The 19631-nt window shown below is 33.0% G+C and carries 15 protein-coding genes and 1 tRNA gene; 6 read left to right on the plus strand and 10 right to left on the minus strand.

Annotated features, from left to right (window positions below):
• Nucleotides 1-187 precede the first annotated feature (187 nt).
• Complete coding sequence (locus EDB96_RS05220) at nucleotides 188-859, minus strand: hypothetical protein (RefSeq protein WP_134139532.1); 672 nt, start codon at nucleotides 857-859, stop codon at nucleotides 188-190.
• Nucleotides 860-1441: 582 nt separating this feature from the next.
• Between EDB96_RS05220 and EDB96_RS05225 the strand changes: the two genes are divergently transcribed.
• Together EDB96_RS05225 and EDB96_RS05230 are read left to right on the plus strand one after the other, a co-directional pair.
• Nucleotides 1442-2806: a hypothetical protein gene (locus tag EDB96_RS05225; RefSeq protein ID WP_134139534.1), complete on the plus strand. Its 1365-nt coding sequence runs from the start codon at nucleotides 1442-1444 to the stop codon at nucleotides 2804-2806.
• Between the two features lie 22 nt (nucleotides 2807-2828).
• Entirely contained in the window at nucleotides 2829-3254 is a 426-nt protein-coding gene (locus tag EDB96_RS05230) for a hypothetical protein (RefSeq protein WP_134139535.1), read from the plus strand.
• Between the two features lie 158 nt (nucleotides 3255-3412).
• Here the strand turns inward: EDB96_RS05230 and EDB96_RS05235 are convergent.
• Nucleotides 3413-3485 (minus strand) — tRNA-Met (locus tag EDB96_RS05235).
• Between the two features lie 116 nt (nucleotides 3486-3601).
• Between EDB96_RS05235 and era the strand changes: the two genes are divergently transcribed.
• The 3 genes from era to EDB96_RS05250 all read left to right on the plus strand — a co-directional run bounded on the left by era (nucleotide 3602) and on the right by EDB96_RS05250 (nucleotide 8978).
• Nucleotides 3602-4483 carry a GTPase Era gene (era, locus tag EDB96_RS05240; RefSeq protein WP_057117109.1) on the plus strand — a complete coding sequence of 294 codons (882 nt, stop codon included), beginning with the start codon at nucleotides 3602-3604 and terminating at the stop codon, nucleotides 4481-4483.
• 274 nt (nucleotides 4484-4757) lie between these two features.
• A complete protein-coding gene (gene der / locus EDB96_RS05245) occupies nucleotides 4758-6068 on the plus strand; it encodes a ribosome biogenesis GTPase Der (protein WP_134139537.1) in 1311 nt (436 codons plus the stop codon).
• Between the two features lie 156 nt (nucleotides 6069-6224).
• Nucleotides 6225-8978 carry an outer membrane beta-barrel protein gene (locus EDB96_RS05250; RefSeq protein WP_134139539.1) on the plus strand — a complete coding sequence of 918 codons (2754 nt, stop codon included), beginning with the start codon at nucleotides 6225-6227 and terminating at the stop codon, nucleotides 8976-8978.
• 127 nt (nucleotides 8979-9105) lie between these two features.
• Here EDB96_RS05250 and EDB96_RS05255 read toward each other — a convergent pair whose 3' ends face one another.
• The 8 genes from EDB96_RS05255 to EDB96_RS05290 form a co-directional block, all read right to left on the minus strand.
• Nucleotides 9106-9843, minus strand: a complete 738-nt coding sequence (locus tag EDB96_RS05255) for a DUF2490 domain-containing protein (RefSeq protein WP_134139540.1) — start codon at nucleotides 9841-9843, stop codon at nucleotides 9106-9108.
• Nucleotides 9844-10007: 164 nt separating this feature from the next.
• Complete coding sequence (locus EDB96_RS05260) at nucleotides 10008-12554, minus strand: TonB-dependent receptor (protein WP_134139541.1); 2547 nt, start codon at nucleotides 12552-12554, stop codon at nucleotides 10008-10010.
• A gap of 250 nt (nucleotides 12555-12804) precedes the next feature.
• Nucleotides 12805-13218 (minus strand): RrF2 family transcriptional regulator, encoded by a 414-nt coding sequence (locus tag EDB96_RS05265; RefSeq protein WP_057117104.1) that lies wholly within the window; start codon nucleotides 13216-13218, stop codon nucleotides 12805-12807.
• Between the two features lie 104 nt (nucleotides 13219-13322).
• Nucleotides 13323-14162, minus strand: coding sequence for a TPM domain-containing protein (locus EDB96_RS05270; protein ID WP_134139542.1), 840 nt, complete (start codon nucleotides 14160-14162; stop codon nucleotides 13323-13325).
• 3 nt (nucleotides 14163-14165) lie between these two features.
• Entirely contained in the window at nucleotides 14166-14603 is a 438-nt protein-coding gene (locus EDB96_RS05275) for a TPM domain-containing protein (RefSeq protein ID WP_057117103.1), read from the minus strand.
• Nucleotides 14604-14673: 70 nt separating this feature from the next.
• Nucleotides 14674-15258: a LemA family protein gene (locus EDB96_RS05280; protein WP_057117102.1), complete on the minus strand. Its 585-nt coding sequence runs from the start codon at nucleotides 15256-15258 to the stop codon at nucleotides 14674-14676.
• A gap of 34 nt (nucleotides 15259-15292) precedes the next feature.
• Entirely contained in the window at nucleotides 15293-15625 is a 333-nt protein-coding gene (locus EDB96_RS05285; protein ID WP_057117101.1) for a MerR family transcriptional regulator, read from the minus strand.
• A gap of 49 nt (nucleotides 15626-15674) precedes the next feature.
• Nucleotides 15675-16652 carry a M23 family metallopeptidase gene (locus EDB96_RS05290; RefSeq protein WP_057117100.1) on the minus strand — a complete coding sequence of 326 codons (978 nt, stop codon included), beginning with the start codon at nucleotides 16650-16652 and terminating at the stop codon, nucleotides 15675-15677.
• A 278-nt stretch (nucleotides 16653-16930) separates the two neighbouring features.
• Between EDB96_RS05290 and alaS the strand changes: the two genes are divergently transcribed.
• The gene (gene alaS / locus EDB96_RS05295; RefSeq protein WP_134139544.1) at nucleotides 16931-19567 is read left to right on the plus strand and encodes an alanine--tRNA ligase; all 2637 of its coding nucleotides are present in this window, start codon (nucleotides 16931-16933) and stop codon (nucleotides 19565-19567) included.
• Nucleotides 19568-19631 lie beyond the last annotated feature (64 nt).

A 19631-nucleotide genomic window follows, 5' to 3' on the forward strand; every position in this document is an offset into this window, starting at 1 on the left:
TTTATTAGAGTAAAATGGTAGAAGAGAATGAGTGGGCTTAGTAATTTTTGTATAATAGAAAAGCTTCAGATTTCTTTGAAGCTTTTGTCTTAGTAATCCCAAAAGGACAATTTTCGAACCATTTTAAAGATGATTTACAAAAGATAAATTTATTCTATGAAAGATATGATAATTTCATATACTTGAATCATTCAAACAGATATTGATATAAGATATTTTTTTCCATAATTACCTTTTCTTTAGAAGGAGTCAAAATAAATAAGTATCCCTCATTTTCAACTTTGTAGAACAAAATTTCCGCATCAAGATTTTTTAATCCATAGTATTCAATTTTTCCATATATAACTTTGTTAGCGTCATCATTGATTTTAATCACTAATTTATTAAAATTGACAGTAAAATTTTTAACGCTATCATTATTAATATTAAATGTTGGTCTTTGTTCAGTAATAAAATCTATTGTTTTAATTCTTTCTTTTTCATCAAAAATTTTCGGACTTATATTCATCTCAAATAAATCTTCATTAATTGTGGAAAAGTAACCAGGAGTAGGGTAGTTGCTTTTCTGGTAGCTATTAAAGATTAAGTTAGAAGAGATGTTTGACAGTTTGATAACTATAAGAGAGTACTTTGAAGGGATTTTGTATTGGGAAATAACAGAATCATTATCTGTTACGTAACTTCCTATAGAAATACTTTTCTTTTTTGAAAAATTTAAGTTTTTGATTTTAAAAGTTTTTTCAGGTACAAAATTGAGATTGTCACTTATAACAATTTTATTGCAACTAAAAAAAAATATTGCAATAAAGATTACACATAAAATTTTCATAAAATTATTTATTAATAATGAGAGTATCATAATTATTTATTTAAACGATAGCTGTTAAGATTGAGCTATAATTTCCTCCACTGCAGATTCGAATATTTGTGTCCCCCTCAGGCTGAAGGATTTGAATGATTTTCCTTGTACTATAATACGTCCATATGTGAATGTGACTTCTTCTCGGACTTGTGTTTTTATATTCCAACCAGATTTTAATAAAGCAGGATTTATAAATTTGGAACAGATATCTCTTTTAGTTAGTTTTTTTTATTAATCATTCTATCAATAAATTTTTACTAAAGTATTGATTAAATACCGAAGTGAAAAGGTGGATATACCAATCATAGCAAAAAAGAATATTTAATAGAAAATCGACTTGTTTACTATTTAAGAAAAGCGTAAGGTAGTAAGTATAAGCAGTTATTGCAACTCCCCGTTTTTTCTCAGGATATTTATATTTTTAATTCCGTGGCAAATGATAGCGTTATTTGTATTAAATGGACAGTTATTTTTAATTTAAAATTTCAGAATTACGAATTTTTATATGTTTTTACGGTTTTCCGTAATTTTTTATTTGTTAAAATTTTTAAATTACCAAACTAATTAAACGATATTAAAATGAGAAAAATTACACTCCTTCTCAAAAGCTTTACGCTTTTATGCTTTCTTTTACTCCTTTCAAATTGTGGTACAAATGAAATTGAAGATAATTCGACTGCTAGCGCAGTAAATGAAGTGAAAAATTGGTATCGTTTACACAAAAATGAACTTAATTCACCAATCTTTGAATATATAGATGCACTAGAGTGGGAAAATGCTATAATTTCAGATGGTGCAGATGGTGTTGTAATTGAAGTTCCATTTACTTTACAAAGCCAATTGCAATCTTCAAATGAAAAAGCTAGTTTATTTAACGACCATCACCGATTGATGTTCTTAAAAAATGACCAAAATAAGTTTCGTGTTTTTTATGTTCAGATTTTTACAGATTCTAAGCAATCAAATGTTGATAATAATAACTTCAATTATTATAATATTAACGAAAATTTTGATGGAAAAGTTTTTTTACAAGACTTGTCTAATGGTGTGAATACTCAATTGCAATTTAAAGATGGAAATAAAGTCTTACCTTCGCAAACTGCAAAAATGCGTGAAGAAGCAATAACTTGTGTTTGGATTGGATGGTGGAAGGAAGATGGTTTTCATCCGATTCAATTGTTGTATTGTGAAGGTGGAGGACCAACAGGAGAAGAAGACATTCCTCCAAGCTATGGCGGCGGGGGCGGCGCTGGTTCAAATCCTGGAACAAGTACTCCAGCTAAACCACAAATTATTGATAATCTTACTGGTAAGGCAAAATGTATAAATAATTTACTAAATCAGAATGGAAATTCTTTTATTGAAAAATTATTAAGTAATTTTGAAGGTAATGCGAAATTTAACATTGTCATTGGTTCGGCTGATAAAGTTTTTAATAGTGACAACGAAGAAATAAATGGAAAGACCACTTATACTGTTGGTAGTAATGATTTGCAAATATTAATTAGTAGTTCTAAAATTGAATCTATAAGTTCTTTGGAAGCAGCTAGATTAATTTTACACGAATATATACACGCTGATATGTTGAGAAAGTTACTTACAACAGATATTAATGATATAGAGGCGGCAAATTTTAGAGAGGTTTATTCAAGATATGCGGGTGAGCAATACCATAGTGCTATGGCTAACCAGTATATGAGTAGTATGAAAGAGGCTCTAAAAGATTTTCACAAAAATGTTTTGCGAGAGGATTTTGATAAATATGTAAATTTTTACGGTGAAGAGCCTAATGATGAACTGTATGAAGCAATGGCGTGGAATGGCTTGAAAGAGGTGGATGTGGTAGCTTGGGACAATTTGACTCCTGAAAAAAAAGCATCAATAAATGCAACGTTTAATAATGTAGCTAAGAAGCTAACACAAGTTAGTCTTTGTAGTAAATAATATCAAACTTAATTTGATTTGAATGATGATGTCGAAATTTAAAAGCTCTCTTTTTACAGGATGTGCAATTATTATATGTTTATTTTTTTTAAGTAATGTACAAGCTCAGGAAAAAGAAAAAAGAGATACGCTGTATTTTAAAATAGATAATTCCTATCTATTTGAAAACAAGAATATTCCTAAAACTTTTTTTATTAAAGACAGAAATGGACACACCGAATTTTGTTTTCAAGAAGCTGAAATTTTATTTGATTTAAAACCTGTCGAGGTCTTAGATTTAAAGTATTTTATAAGGAATTCAAAATTTTTTATAAATCAAGGGAAAATATCATTAGATATAAAAGGATTGATGGATTTTATGAAAAACTATAAAATTATTTTAATAAGGGAAAGTGATGATAAGACCGATTATATTAAAGTTAATATTTCAATTGTGATTTTTGGATAAAAAATCGTCTTAGTTGTCTCTAGAATAATAGTACCCAACTGGCTTTGAAATAATTGTTCACGAATTGCAACAAATATAAAAAAAAATAAAACAGTATTTTTCGAAACACAAAAAAAGCCTGAGAAATCTAGATTTCTCAGGCTTTTGCTTTAAAGTAGTAGCGGGAACAGGACTCGAACCTGTGACCTTCGGGTTATGAGCCCGACGAGCTGCCTACTGCTCTATCCCGCGATGTTTCGGGTGCAAAGATACGCCGATTTTTTAGAAATCCAACGAAAACTTTAAAAAATGTTTTATTTTCTGTATTGAGTTGATATGACTACCTTTGCACCTTAAATATTATGCAAATGTCACATAAAGCAGGTTTTGTAAACATCATCGGGAATCCAAATGTTGGAAAATCAACATTGATGAACGCTTTCGTCGGAGAGCGATTGTCAATCATTACATCTAAAGCACAAACTACACGTCATAGAATATTAGGAATTGTAAACGGCGAAGACTTTCAATTGGTCTTGTCTGATACGCCTGGAATCATTAAGCCGGCCTACGAAATGCAGGAATCGATGATGAACTTTGTAAAATCGGCTTTTGAAGATGCAGATATTTTGATTTACATGGTCGAAATAGGAGAGCAGGACTTAAAAGACGAAGCTTTCTTTAATAAAATCATTCATGCTAAAATTCCAGTTTTATTACTATTAAATAAAATCGATAATTCCAATCAGGAACAATTAGAGCAGCAAGTTACTTTTTGGAAAGAGAAAGTACCAAATGCAGAAATTTTCCCGATTTCGGCTTTGCAGAATTTCAATGTTCCAGAAGTTTTTGGAAGAATTATCGAATTACTTCCAGAATCACCAGCTTATTATCCTAAAGATCAATTAACAGATAAACCAGAACGTTTCTTTGTTAATGAAACTATTCGTGAGAAAATCTTATTGAATTACAGTAAAGAGATTCCGTATGCAGTTGAAATCGTTACAGAAGAATTTTTTGAAGATGAAAAAATTATCAGAATCCGTTCTGTAATTATGGTGGAGCGCGAAACGCAAAAAGGAATCATCATAGGACATAAAGGTGCAGCCCTTAAAAAAGTGGGAACCGATGCACGTGCCGACTTAGAAAAATTCTTCGGAAAACAAATTCACATTGAACTATATGTAAAAGTGAATAAAAACTGGAGAAGCAACGCTAATATGCTGAAACGATTTGGATATAATCAGTAAAAAGAGTATTCAGTCGCAGTTTACAGTCTCAGTCTGAAAATTGTGAATGCGAATTAAATATAGCAGGAAACAACTCCAAAAAAAGTAGTCAGTTTTTAATTTAGAGGTCACGTTTTTACCAGTTTTTTAACTGAATACTTAAAACTGTTACTGCAAACTAAAAAAGACTACCTTTGCAAAAAATTTAAATAAAGCATTTTTGATTTATAATTTGTTGTGATTTAGTCAAAAACGAAATCTGAAATTTTAAATCTGAAATCTAAAATTCAAAAAAATGAATAACATTGTTGCGATAGTAGGAAGACCTAATGTAGGGAAATCGACCCTTTTTAATAGGCTGATACAAAGAAGAGAAGCTATTGTAGATTCAGTATCTGGGGTTACCCGTGATAGAAACTATGGTAAAAGCGAGTGGAACGGAAAAGAGTTTTCTGTCATTGATACAGGTGGATACGTTCGCGGATCTGATGACGTATTTGAAGGTGAAATCCGTAAACAAGTAGAGCTTGCTATCGACGAAGCAGATGTTATTATTTTTGTGGTTGATGTTGAAGAAGGTATTACACCAATGGATGAAACAGTTGCTAAATTACTGCGTAAAGTAACAAAACCAGTTTTATTGGCTGTAAATAAGGTTGATAACGCAATGCGTGAAAAAGATGCAGTTGAGTTTTATAACCTAGGTCTGGGTGAATATTTTACTTTCGCCAGTATTTCTGGAAGCGGAACAGGAGATTTATTAGATGCTCTAATCGATGCTTTCCCAGAAAAGCCAGAGACACCTCAAGAAGAAGTGGTTTTACCACGTTTTGCTGTTGTAGGACGTCCGAATGCAGGTAAATCAAGTTTTATTAATGCATTAATTGGTAAAGAACGTTTCATGGTAACAGATATTGCAGGTACAACTCGTGATGCAATTGATACCAAATTTGACCGTTTTGGTTTTGAGTTTAACTTAGTAGATACTGCGGGAATTCGTCGTAAAGCAAAGGTTAAAGAAGATTTAGAGTTTTATTCTGTAATGCGTTCAGTTCGTGCAATTGAGCATGCAGATATTTGTATATTAGTTATCGATGCAACCCGCGGATTTGAAGGTCAGGATCAAAGTATTTTCTGGCTTGCAGAGAAAAACCGTAAAGGTGTGGTAATCTTGGTAAACAAATGGGACTTGGTAGAGAAAGATACCATGTCGACTCGTGATTACGAAGAGAAAATCAAAAAAGAATTAATGCCTTTTACAGATGTGCCTATTTTATTCGTTTCTGCTTTAACAAAGCAGCGTTTATTAAAAGCATTGGAAGCTACGGTTCAGGTTTTTGAAAACAGAAAACAAAGAATTCCTACTTCAAAATTCAACGAATTTATGTTGAAAGTTATTGAAGCTTATCCGCCGCCGGCGACAAAAGGAAAATATGTGAAAATTAAATATTGTATGCAATTACCAACTCAAACACCTCAGTTTGTATTTTTTGCTAATATGCCGCAATATGTTAAAGAACCGTATAAACGATACTTGGAAAATAAAATTAGAGAGAAATGGGATTTTTCTGGAGTCCCAATCGATATTTATATCAGAGAAAAATAAAAAAAAAAGTCCCCAAAAATAGGGGACTTTTTTATGTTTGGTGTCTATATAATTACAAAACTGATTTTTTATTGGCACTATATTTGAATAAATGTGAAAAACACAATTAAACCTTTTGCATTTTTTTAAGTCTTACTGATCTAACTAACCTATTTTATGACCAAAATTTATTCGTTTCTATTGTTTTTAGCTTTTGTTTACTCGGCAAATGCCCAAAATAATATTGTTGTTAAAGGAACTGTTGTTGATATCAACACGCAATTGCCGCTTGAACTTGCTACCGTTTATTTTACTACCGTAAAAGATTCTACTATTATAGAATATGCTACTACAGATAAAAACGGAAATTTTATTATTAATACTAAAAAGTATGAAAAACCAGTTTTTTTAAAAGTAAATTATACGGGTTATCAAGCTTATTACGAAGAACAAAAAGGACTTACAGAAAGTAAAGATTTCGGAAAGTTATACATGCTTGAAAATGCAAATGTCTTAAACGAGGTAGTAATTAAAAGCGAAGCACCGCCAATTACAATTAAAAAAGATACTTTAGAATTTAACGCAGGTTCTTATAAGGTTCGCCCAGATGCGAATGTAGAAACTTTACTGAAACAATTACCAGGATTTGATGTAGATAATACAGGGAAAATTACGGTAAATGGGCGAGAAGTCACTCAGTTTTTGGTAAACGGAAAAACGTTTTTTGACAAAGACGGAGCCATTGCAATTAAAAACCTTCCAGCTGACATTATTAAAAAAATTCAGGTTTCTGATTTTAAAACCAAGAAAGAAGAACTCGCTAAGCAGGAATCTAGCTCAGACTATTCGACTGTAAATATTACCATTGACGAAAAGAAAAATAAAGGGTATTTTGGAAAAGTACTTGGCGGATATGGATCAGACGAGCGCTATGAAAGCAGTTTGATGATGAACTTTTTTAAGAATAAACAAAAAATCAGCGTTTTAGCTTCCTCAAATAATATCAACTCAACCGGATTTTCTATGGATGAGGTTTTTGATAATATGGGTGGCGGACGTAACGCAAAAGGAGGTAGTCAAGGCGCTGGCGGGGGCGGAAAAGGAATTACGCAATCTACTTTGGCGGGAATTAATTATTCTGATGACTGGACAGACGATTTGGAGTTTATGAGCAGTTATAATTTTACTAATTCCATTACTAAAAATGACAGTAAATCGAATCAAATAAGTTTCCTGCCAACTGGAAATATTGTGACCGAAGCAGATTCTAAAACTAAAAATGAAAATACTGGAAATAATGTCAATTTTGAATTAGAATATAAAATCGATCCAACAATGCAGATCGTTTTTGCTCCAAAATTAAATCAATCGAAATCGACCAGTAATTCATCTTCATCGACTTTTTCTGAAAACGAAAATGGAGATCCTTTGAACGAAAGTAGCGCCACATCGCATACGGAAGGTTCAAATTTGAATTTTGCCAATAGTATTAATTTTAATAAAGTTTTTCAAAAGAAATCACGAAACCTGAGTGTAGTTTTTAATAACAATAACACTAAAAACGATTCAAACGGTATCAACGTTTCTGAAACTATTTTTTACCAAGATGGAAAACCAAATGATGAAAGAAATCAAAATGCAAAGAATACCTCTAAAAGTGATAATTATGCTTTGGATCTAGAATATACAGAGCCGATAACAGATTCGCTTAGAGTACGTTTTGGAACCGATTTTAACTGGCAGAATTCTGTAAATGATCAAAAAACATTCAATTTTGATGAAAATACAGATCAATATTCAGATTTAAATTTATCATTGACGAATTATACCACATCTAAGCAAAATTCAATTACCCCAAAGGTTGGGATCAGCTGGCAGAAAAGTAAATTTAGCCTGAATGTAAATTCAAGAACCTCAATAGTTGAATTTGATAATCATTCTTTTTACCTCAATCAAGCAACAGATTTGAATAAAAGATATGCGCTTCCGTATGGGAATGCTCAATTTCGATATAAATTCAATCGTTCAAAGAATTTGACTTTCAAATATGATTATTCAAATGCACTTCCATCTGCAGTCCAATTAATGCCTGTAGCGAATTTAAATAATCCGTTAAATAGTGTTATTGGAAATCCAGACCTGAATCCGATCGAGAAAAACAGCGTTGGAATTGATTTCAAAAATTTCGATTTTAGAACGCGTTCTGGTTATAGCGTTTTTATAAAAGGAGATTATTATAACAATGATGTTGTTTCAACTTCAATTTATGATGAAAGTGGAAAAAGAAATACAACGTACGTGAATATTTCAGGAACTTATTCAGCTTCTCTTGGAGGAAACTGGAATCAGCAAATTAAAAAAGATGCTCATACTTTAAGATACGGATTGCGTTTAAGTGGAAATTATAATTTTGATAAAGGATTTACAAACGCACAATTATATAATGCAAAATCTATTGTAGTAACGCCAAGTGTTTATGTATCTTACGATTATGGAGATGTACTTTCGATTGCGCCATCTTACAGTTTATCATATAACGAAACTCGATATGAAAATTATTCAAGAGATGCGACATCAAATGTTATTCATAGAATTAATCTGCAGACAACATCTTATTGGCCGGCTAATTTAATTTTTGGAAATGATTTTGGATATACTTATAACTCAAACATTTCAGATGATTTCAAAAAGGATTTCTTTCTTTGGAATACAAGTTTATCGTACGGTTTCTTAGATAAAAAATTATATGCGAAAGTTAAAGTGTATGATGTTTTAAATCAAAATCAAAGTGCTACAAGAACAATTTCTTCAACATCCATTCGTGATGAAGAAAATACAGTTTTAAAACGTTATGTAATGTTTTCTCTGGCCTACAAAATCGGAAACTTCGCCGAAAGTAAAAAAGGAGGAAAAAGACAGAGAGGGTCATGATTTTTCTTGAGGTTCTAAGAGGCTGAGGTTCTGAGGTACTAAGTTTCGAGTTGCTGAGGTTCAGAGTGACAAAGGCTCAAATTAAAAAACCGAATCAAATTTTTAATTTGATTCGGTTTTTTTAGATCTAAAATCTACGATTAATTCTATGGTAAACTGTAAACCTAATAATATCACGGTCATAGAAATCGATACCACTGGAGCGTCTTTGAAAATTTTTGAGATATCCTAATTCTAAACCCAGATTAGGCGTGAAATGATACCTTAATGCAATATACAACCGGTTTTGATCAAAGGTATTCTTTCTATTGTCTTTGCCGTAATTCAGCATTACTTCATCGGAAATAGTTCCTATTATGCTTCGTTGTTCTTTTTCCCAAATCGTAAAAGTACTTTGCAGGCGATAACGAAATCTGTACGCAAATGAGAATTCGTTTAAAAGTTCATTTTTGTCTGTTTTTTGAATAAAACGTTCTTCTATTTGAAAACGATTATGAAAGGTGATTTTAGCAATATCATTTATAAAAGTTAAATCTTGTTGTGCGCGATATTCGGGAACAGAATAATCAGGATCAACATTTGGGTTTTGAGTATTCACATTAAAATAGGCAAATCCTCCTCCGAAGTCCATAATCTTACTTGCACGATAACGAGCCTGAGATCTTATAACAAAAAGATTTTCATGAATTGGATTTACAAAACTTCTATTGTCAAATTCAGAATGAAGCGCCCATTTTTTGCTTAAAGGAAATATGTTGTAATAACGAATCCAAGTCAGTGTCTGCTGATCTGTTTTCTTTATATTTTGTGCCGATAAAATCGGACTTAAAAAGCCTAAAAGAAATATTAATTTGAAAATCTTCATTCAATATACATTCAGGCTGCGAATATATACAAACGAAGATTGATTGAAGAAGAATAAAATTTGCTTTAAATAGTAATTTGTGATTTCAATCTCGTACAATAAAAAAACCGAGATATATTTTTAAATAGATCTCGGTTTTAATACTAAACTAATTAACTCTAACCTTATAGTGAGTACTTCAATGTAACCCCATAAGTTCTTTGATCACCTAATACTCCAGCATATTGTCCAGCGTTACCACCAGCCGGTAATAATTGCTCGTAGTAATCTTTATTTAAAAGGTTACGACCCCAAAAGTGAACAGATAAACCTTGTCCGGCACGGAAACCTAAACGGGCATTGAAAATCGCATATCCTGGAACAACTAAATATTTTGAAGCCGAAGGGCTTGAAGAAAATTCAGAACGAGCGTAAGAATCAACAGCTAGGAAAATTTTTCCAGCATTTCCGAAGAATCTTGCATTGTCAGAAAGTTCACCTCCTAAAGATCCTGCCCATCTTGAAGCACCTGGCAAATTAGTGCCAGAAACATCTTTAAAAGATACTGGAGCTCCAGTTTCTTCTAACGGAAGAGGTGCATTTGTAAATTTTACATACGTACCATCTGTATAAGTGGCAGCACCATTAATAGTTAAATGCTGATTTATAACAAAACTAGCATCTAATTCAACACCTTGTACGCGTACTTTGTCAGCATTTGCAAGGTATCCACGATTAACACCTAATTCTGCAGCCTGAACGTTTGTTTGGAAATCTTTAATATCTGTTTTAAAGAAAGCTAAATTGAAAATTGAATTTCTGAATGGTGAAGTTTTTACTCCAACTTCATAATGATATACTTTTTCAGGTTTAATAACCGCAAGTTCTAATAACGGATTACCTTTAGAATCAGTTGGAAGTCCAGCAACGTTTACACCAACTGGCTTGTAACTTTTTGCAAAAGTTCCGTACGCATTAATTTTGTCTGAAGCTTTTAAAGTAACTGTTATGTTTCCAGAAAAATCGGTATTGTCAATAGCAGAATCAAATGCCTGATCAGAATATACTTGTTTTTTCAAAGCAAGTAAAGCAGGATCTGTTGTTTGTAAACCTCCATAAGTTGTACGGGCATAATGAGCATCTTTTTTATCGAAGTTATAACGTAAACCTGGTAAAACATGAAGAAAATCAGTAATAGCCCAGTCAATTTGGCCAAATACAGCTGCACTAGAAGCTCTAATATTTGCATCGGTTTTAATTCCATATCCTTCAAAAAGACCTGGGGTTTTCCATAAAGAACTAGTTGAACTTTGAGCAAATCTCCATTGTGCATTTCCAGATTCTTCAGTACCATCAGTTTGCGAAGTTTGGTCAATAAAGAATACTCCAGCAACACCGCTGATTTTAGAAGTTAACTGTCCTGCGTAACGAACTTCCTGTGTAATTTGAGTTTGTCTTGTAGGATTTTGAGATTTTGCCAAAACTTGTAATCCTGTAAAGTCTCTATCATTTGAAGGGTCCCAGTTCCAAAAACGCCATGCAGTTGTTGAAGTAAGAGTTCCGCCTCCAATTTTTGTATCAATATTTAAAGAGAAACCTCCCATATCTTGATTAGAGCGCCAAGGTGTATCTTGATCAATTTTACGATCAAAAGCATTAAGACTTGGCAATTGGTAATTCAAATCTTTAATAATAGCATCAAATTGGCGGTATGCTGCTCTTTGCGTTGGAGCTACACCTGCAACAACCTGAGCATATCCGTCAGGACGCTGTGTTGTAATATCGGCAGCAAATATAACATTCGTATTTACTGTTGGAGTCCAAAGTAATTGACCTCTAATTCCTTGATTGTTTAAAGTATTTGTAGGTCTTCCAGTTACAATGTTATCAACTAGACCATCTCGTTGCGTACCAGAAAAAGATATTCTACCTGCGACTTTTTTACCCAAAGCCCCAGTAAGAGAAGCTTTCGCCTGTAAGAAATTGTAATTTCCGTAACTCACTTCAAAGTCAGCGCCAGAAGTAAAACTTGGTTTACGAGTTGTAATATTGAAAGCCCCCGAAGTTGTGTTTTTTCCAAATAATGAACCTTGTGGTCCGCGTAAAACTTCAATTTGTTCCACATCGATAAAATCAAGTGTTGTAGCGGCCGGACGTGCATAATAAACACCATCAACATAGAAACCAACACCTGGATCGATACCATCATTTGTCAATCCGAATGGAGAACCTAAACTTCTAATGTTGATACCCGTATTTCTCGGGTTTGAAGAGTAAAGCTGAACAGAAGGAACCAATTCTTTAATACGGTTCACGTTGAATGCCCCAGTTTGTTCTGCTTGTTTTCCTGTAATTACAGAAATCGCAATTGGCACATCTTGAACTTTTTCGATACGACGTCTTGAAGAAACTACAACTTCAACAAGTTCGTTTTCTTCTTTAAGAGCAACCTGAATTGGATTTGCTGGAACGGCACTTAATTCAATTTCAGTTGTTTTATATCCAACATATTGAATCAAAAGAGTCAATGGTAATCTGCCTTGTGAGTCAATGATAAATTTACCGCTGTTGTCTGTTATAGCGCTATGAGTAGTTCCTTTAATTACCACGTTTACCGCTTCTAAAGGAATGTTTTCACTTGTTGTAACTACACCTTCAATGTTTTGTGCAAATGAAATAGAGAAGGTTAAAAATAATAATAATGTAAAGATATTTTTTATAGATGTTTTCATTTTTATATTAAGTATATGTGATTAGTAGAATTTAAAATAAAATTTTTTAAAATCAGCACATACACATTATAAATGAATTGCTCTCAGTAGAGGCTGAAAGTCTTTTTGGTTTGTTTTGCAAAAGTTTTGTTACACCTGATTGACTAGAATGTACTTTCATGAGTTAAAATTTAGTAAATGATTAGTTAATTATTTTCTGCAAATATAAATATTAATTCTATCGATTTACTAGGAATTAAAAAATATTTTTTTATTTATTTACCAATGAAGCGATTGTGATACCTTCCATAGCCTTTAAAGTTTTGTCTCTAATTAGCATTAAACCGTGACGCAGACTGCATTCAGACTCGGTTTTACAATCAGAACAAGGCTCGTAAAAATTTAAAGAAGCACATGGCAAAAGTGCAATTGCACCGTCAAATAATCGGTGAATTTCTGCCAGAGTTATGTCATTTTTTGATTTTATTAGATAATATCCGCCAAATTTTCCCTGCTTACTGCTCACAAAACGTCCTCGTTTTAAATCTAATAAAATTTGTTCTAAAAACTTTTTAGGAATATTGGCGCCATCAGCAATTTCTACAGTTCTAGAAATGTGATTTTCGTCTTGTTCTGCTAAATAAAGTAATGCTTTAAGGGCGTATTTTGCTTTATGTGATAACATCTATATTAAATTGTAAATTGTAAAAATAAGATTTTTTAACCTTGAAACCTAAACTTGATCCCGAGACTTCGGGAGAAACCAAAAAAACTTGAAACAAAGTAAGTTTACCAGCCACCGCTAGAACCACCGCCAGAGAAACCTCCACCGCCAAATCCACCGCCGAAACCTCCGCCTCCGCCGCCAAAACCACCACCAGATGATCCGCCGCCGAAGCCTCCAAATCCTCCGCCGCCGCTTCTTCCAAGATTGCTTAGAATAATTACGTCAAGCAGGCTAGGACCTCCACCGCCATTATTGCCAGAATTACCTCCGCCGCCTTTTTTATTGCGGGCAAGTAAAATTAGTACAATTACGACGATAACAATAAAAGGAAAAATTGGAAAATCTTTGCCTTTGGTTTGTTTGCGTTCGCCTTTAAATTTTCCTTTAAAAACATCTATGATTGCATCAGTACCTTTATCAAGACCATTGTAAAAGCTTCCGGCCTTAAATTCTGGTATAATGATATTTCGAATTATTGTACCGCCAATTCCTGCTGTTAAACGATCTTCAAGTCCATATCCTGGATTAATAGCTATCTTTTTTTCATTTTTAGCTAATAGAATTACAACACCATTATCGTCCTGCTTTGTTCCTCCAATTCCCCAAGTTTGTCCCCATTTTGTTGCCAGCTGACTTACATCTTCGCCTTTTAAGCTTTCAATGGTAATCACTACAATCTGTGTTGTCGTAGAATCAGAATAGCGAATAAGTTTTTCTTCTAACTGCGCTTTTTCAGTAGAACTTAAAACATTGGCATAATCGTAAACAGAAGTTTGAAAACTAGGTTTTTCCGGAATTTCAAATTGTGCAAAAATGATATTACAGGTTAAAAACGATATAAACAAAAGAGTAAACTGAAAAATTCTATTGGAATTTGAGATTTTATTTTTGGAATTTTTCATCATTTATCCTTTTGAGATTTCGTTAGATAATTCGTTTGTGTCATCTTCCAAAGATGGAAAATATTTTTTGAGTTGTTCTCCGGCATTTAAAATACCATCGACAATTCCCTGCTTAAAATTTCCAGATTTAAAATGGCTGGTCATAACATCTTTGGTGCAATCCCAAAAATCATCAGCTACTACATCATTAATTCCTTTGTCGCCGCAGATTACGAAGTTTTTATCTTCAACTGCAAGATAGAGTAGAACGCCATTTTTCAATTTCGTTTCATCCATTCGCAATTCATGAAAAACTTCTAAAGCTCTGTCAAAATGAGCTTTAGAAGTTGTTTTTTCTATATGTACCCTAATTTCGCCAGAAGTATTGTTTTCTGCCATACGAATAGCTTCAACAATCTCTTGTTCTTCTTCTTTGGTTAAAAAATCTTCTACTTTTGACATGACTAATTTTAGAGTTTAGTCCCGATCCCGAAACCTCGGGACGGGATAGATTTTATATTATTCTAATCTTTTAGAATTTTACTTCAACAGGTTTGTCTGCTCCCGTAGAAGCTTCGAAATAAGGTTTTTCTTTGTATTCGCTCAAGAACCAGTTGTTTGGAATTTTTAAAACATAACCGTTGTAAACTTGTACAGCTTCATTAAAACGAGTTCTAGCAGTTAAAATCTGGTTCTCAGTACTTGCTAATTCGTCTTGTAATTTTAAGAAATTTTCGTTTGCTTTTAAAGTTGGATATTGCTCAACAGAAACCAATAATCTTGATAATGATGAACTTACACCGCTTTGAGCTTGATTAAATTCTTTTAATTGCTCAGCAGTTACATTACTTGGATCAATTGTTACTGAAGTAGCTTTTGCACGAGCTTCGATTACTGCTGTTAAAGTTCCTTTTTCAAAATCAGCGGCACCTTTTACAGTGTTTACTAAGTTCCCGATAAGATCATTACGTCTTTGGTAAGCCGTTTGAACATTTCCCCATTCTTTATTTACGGCTTGACTATGTTGTAAAGCAGTATTTTTAATACCAATCGACCAAAATGCGATAATAGCAATAAGTGCTACAATAATTCCTACAGGGATTAACCACTTTTTCATGTTTGTTTTGATTTATGTTTATATCTATTTTTAATTACAATTCGTTTTTGATGTCGTTCAATTGTGTTTTTATGGACTCTAATTTACGTATTATTTCGAATTTATCTAATGTTTTCTTCTGTCCCTCTTTTAAATGTATTTTGGCGCCCTCAAGAGTAAAACCTCTTTCTTTGACCAAGTGGTAAATTAATTGAAGATTTGTAACATCATCCGGCGTGAACATTCTGTTTCCTTTTGCATTTTTTTTAGGTTTCAGGATATCAAATTCGCTGTCCCAAAATCGTATCAAAGAAGCATTGACATTAAAAGCTTTGGCAACTTCGCCAATACTATAATATCTTTTATCTTTAGAAAGTTCAATATGCATGATTCGTTTTTTTCTATATTTATTTCAAAAATACTATTTTTTCGTGATATTAATCTAATGATTGATTTTCTTGGTTTGCCATTTGCGAAATTGCTACATATTCTGCTGCAGAAATATTTCCGTAGTAAAAATTTAATGGATTTACCACTTTTCCATCTTTATGAACCTCGTAATGACAATGAGGCCCTTCAGATCTTCCTGTGCTTCCAACATAACCAATTACATCTCCGCGTTTGACATGTTGTCCGGGTCTGCAGTTGTATTTGCTTAAATGCGCGTATAAACTCTCATATCCAAAACCGTGCCTGATCACAACATGGTTCCCAAAGCCTGACGCTGTGTTGTCAGCTCTTGCTACAACGCCATCACCAGTGGCATAAACAGGTGCTCCAGTGTTGGCAGTAAAATCCATTCCGTTGTGCATTTTTCGTACTTTCGTGAAAGGATCAATTCTATATCCAAAACCAGAAGCAACACGTTTTAAATTTTCATTTTGAACGGGCTGAATCGCTGGAATTGCTAATAGTAAATTTTCTTTTGCACCCGCTAATTTCAATATTTCGTCCAAAGATTGAGATTGAATTGCCAATTGTTTAGAAAGTTTATCTACTCTTTTAGTGGTGTTTGTAACCAACTGCGAATTATTATAACCTTCTAAAGCTTTGTATCTTTCAGGATTTCTAAAACCTGCTTTTCTAATAGAATCTGGAATTTCAGCTTTATTAAAATAAACTCTATAAATATTATTGTCTCGTTCTTCCAAGGCATCTGCAGCTTCGTCAATTTCGTCTAGTTTTTTATTCAAAATCGAATACTGTAATTTTAAATTTTCAATTTCACGTGCCTGTAAACGATCTTTTGGAGTTTCAAAATAGGGAGTATTAATTAAAAGAACAAAAACTAAAAAGCCAAACAGTGCCGAAGCCAATAAAAACAGTAATGCGTAACCGATTTTAATTCTTTTTCTGGTTTTTATTTTCGTATAAGCCAGATTTTCTGAGTCGTAATAATATTTTACTTTCGCCATATTTTAAAATACGCTATTTTTGCAGCTCGTAAAATAAGTTAGACGAACAAAACAGATAAATGTTTCAGTTGTTGACCGCTTTTTTACAAGAACAAAATAATTTATAATTTGGGGGAATTACATAATTATATAATGCGCAAAATAGGGAATTTATTGTTGTAAAACATAAGTTTTTAGTTTTCGATTTTAAAATTAACGCATTATCAAATTGGCAAATTCTCTAATTATCACATTATCAATTGACACATTTGTAAACAGATACATTTTCTAATTTAAATATGAAATCACAAGACGTACGTAAACAATTTTTAGACTTTTTTAAAAGCAATGGACACTTAATCGTTCCATCGGCTCCTATCGTTCTTAAAGATGACCCAACCTTAATGTTCAATAACTCGGGAATGGCCCAGTTTAAAGAATTTTTCTTAGGGAATGGAACTCCAAAAAGTAAAAGAATAGCCGATACGCAAAAATGTCTTCGTGTGTCAGGAAAACATAATGATTTAGAAGATGTAGGTTTTGATACGTATCACCATACCATGTTTGAGATGCTTGGAAACTGGTCTTTTGGAGACTATTTCAAAAAAGAAGCAATCAATTGGGCATGGCAGCTTTTGACTGAAGTTTATAAAATCCCTAAAGAAAATCTTTATGTTTCTGTTTTTGAAGGAAGTAAAGAAGATAATGTTCCGTTTGATCAGGAAGCTTGGGATATTTGGAAAACTTTAATTGATGAGGATAGAATTATTCTTGGAAATAAAAAAGATAATTTCTGGGAAATGGGAGATCAAGGACCATGCGGACCTTGTTCTGAAATTCACGTTGATTTACGTCCAGAATCTGAAAAAGCTTTGGTATCAGGAAAAAGTTTAGTTAATAACGATCACCCGCAAGTAGTTGAAATCTGGAATAACGTATTCATGGAATTCAACCGTAAAGCTGACGGATCTCTTGAAAAACTTCCTGCACAACACGTTGATACGGGAATGGGATTTGAGCGTTTGTGTATGGCATTACAAGGAAAAACATCCAATTATGATACGGATGTTTTTACACCTCTTATAGAAAAAGTAGAACAGATTACAGGTTTAAAATATACATCTGACGAGGTAAAAGATATCTCGGAAGAACAAAATAAAACAAACATTGCGATTCGTGTAGTTGTCGATCACGTACGTGCGGTTGCTTTTGCAATTGCTGACGGACAATTGCCATCAAACACAGGAGCAGGTTATGTAATCCGTAGAATTTTGCGTCGTGCTATTCGTTACGGATTTACATTTTTAGGTACAAAAGAGCCTTTTATCAATAAATTGGTAGAAGTTCTGGCAAACCAAATGGGAGAATTTTTCCCAGAAATCAAATCACAGCAGCAATTGGTTACGAATGTAATTCGCGAAGAAGAAGCTTCTTTCTTAAGAACTCTTGATCAAGGATTACAATTGTTAGAAAATGTGGTAGCAGAAACTACAGGAAAAGAAGTTTCTGGTGCTAAGGTTTTTGAATTGTATGATACGTTTGGTTTTCCAAAAGATTTAACAGCTCTTATTCTAAAAGAAAAAGGTTTCTCATATAAGGAAGAAGAATTTGAAGTTGAATTACAAAAACAAAAAACTCGTTCTCGTGCTGCTTCTGAGGTTTCTACAGAAGACTGGAATGTTTTAATTCCTGGAAATGTAGAAACATTTGTGGGTTATGATAAAACAGAAAACGAAGTAAAAATTACAAGAATCCGTAAAGTTGATTCTAAAAAAGATGGTGTTTTGTACCAAATCGTTTTAGACAATACGCCATTTTATCCAGAAGGAGGAGGGCAAGTTGGTGATAAAGGAACTTTAGTTTCTGCAAATGAAACAATTGAAATCATCGATACTAAAAAAGAAAATAACCTGATTTTGCATTTTGCAAAACAATTGCCGGAAAATATCGAAGCAGGTTTTGTGGCAAAAGTAAATACTGATTTAAGAACATCAACTTCAAAAAATCACTCGGCTACGCACTTAATGCATTTAGCTTTGAGAAGTATTTTAGGAACGCATGTAGAGCAAAAAGGATCGTTGGTAAATCCAAATTATCTTCGTTTTGACTTTTCTCATTTCAGCAAAGTTTCTGATGAAGAATTACGTCAGGTTGAAGCAAGTGTAAATGCACAAATTGAAGCGCAATTACAGTTGGTAGAACACAGAAATATTCCGATTAAAGAAGCATTGGATAAAGGTGCAATGGCTTTATTTGGAGAGAAATACGGCGATAATGTTCGTATGATTGAGTTTGGTGAAAGTAAAGAGCTTTGTGGTGGAATTCACGTGAAAAACACTGCTGAAATCTGGCATTTCAAAATTATTTCGGAAGGTGCGGTTGCGGCTGGAATTCGTCGTATTGAAGCAATTACAGGTAATGCTGTAAAAGACTTCTATCAAAATCAAGAAAATACGTTATCTGAAATAAAAGAAACATTAAAAAATCCACAGGATATTTTAAAATCAGTTGCTTCTTTACAAGATGATAATGCGAAGTTGAAAAAACAAGTTGAGCAGTTATTAAAAGAAAAAGTAGGAGCATTAAAAATTGAATTAGAGAAAGATTTCCAAGAAGTAAACGGAGTTAATTTCCTAGCTAAACAAGTTGATTTAAGCATGGCGTCGACAAAAGAGTTAGCTTCGGCATTAGGAAGTTCAAAACCAGATTCGTTTGTGTTTTTAGCTTCTGTTGAAGACGGTTTGCCGAATATTCATTGTTATATCGCTAAAGAATTAGTTGCAGCTAAAGGCTTAAATGCAAACGCAGTAATCAAAGAATTAGGTAAATATATTGAAGGAAACGGAGGAGGACAGCCTTTCTTCGCATCTGGAAAAGGTAAAAATGCAAATGGAATTGCAGAGGCTTTGGCTAAGGCAAGTGAGTTTTTAAAGTAAGTTTTTTAAAATTGCTATCCCGAAGCCTCGGGACTAAGATATTAATGTTCTAAGACTTTGAAAT

The sequence above is a fragment of the Flavobacterium sp. S87F.05.LMB.W.Kidney.N genome, from assembly GCF_004366435.1.
Classification (GTDB): Bacteria; Bacteroidota; Bacteroidia; order Flavobacteriales; family Flavobacteriaceae; genus Flavobacterium.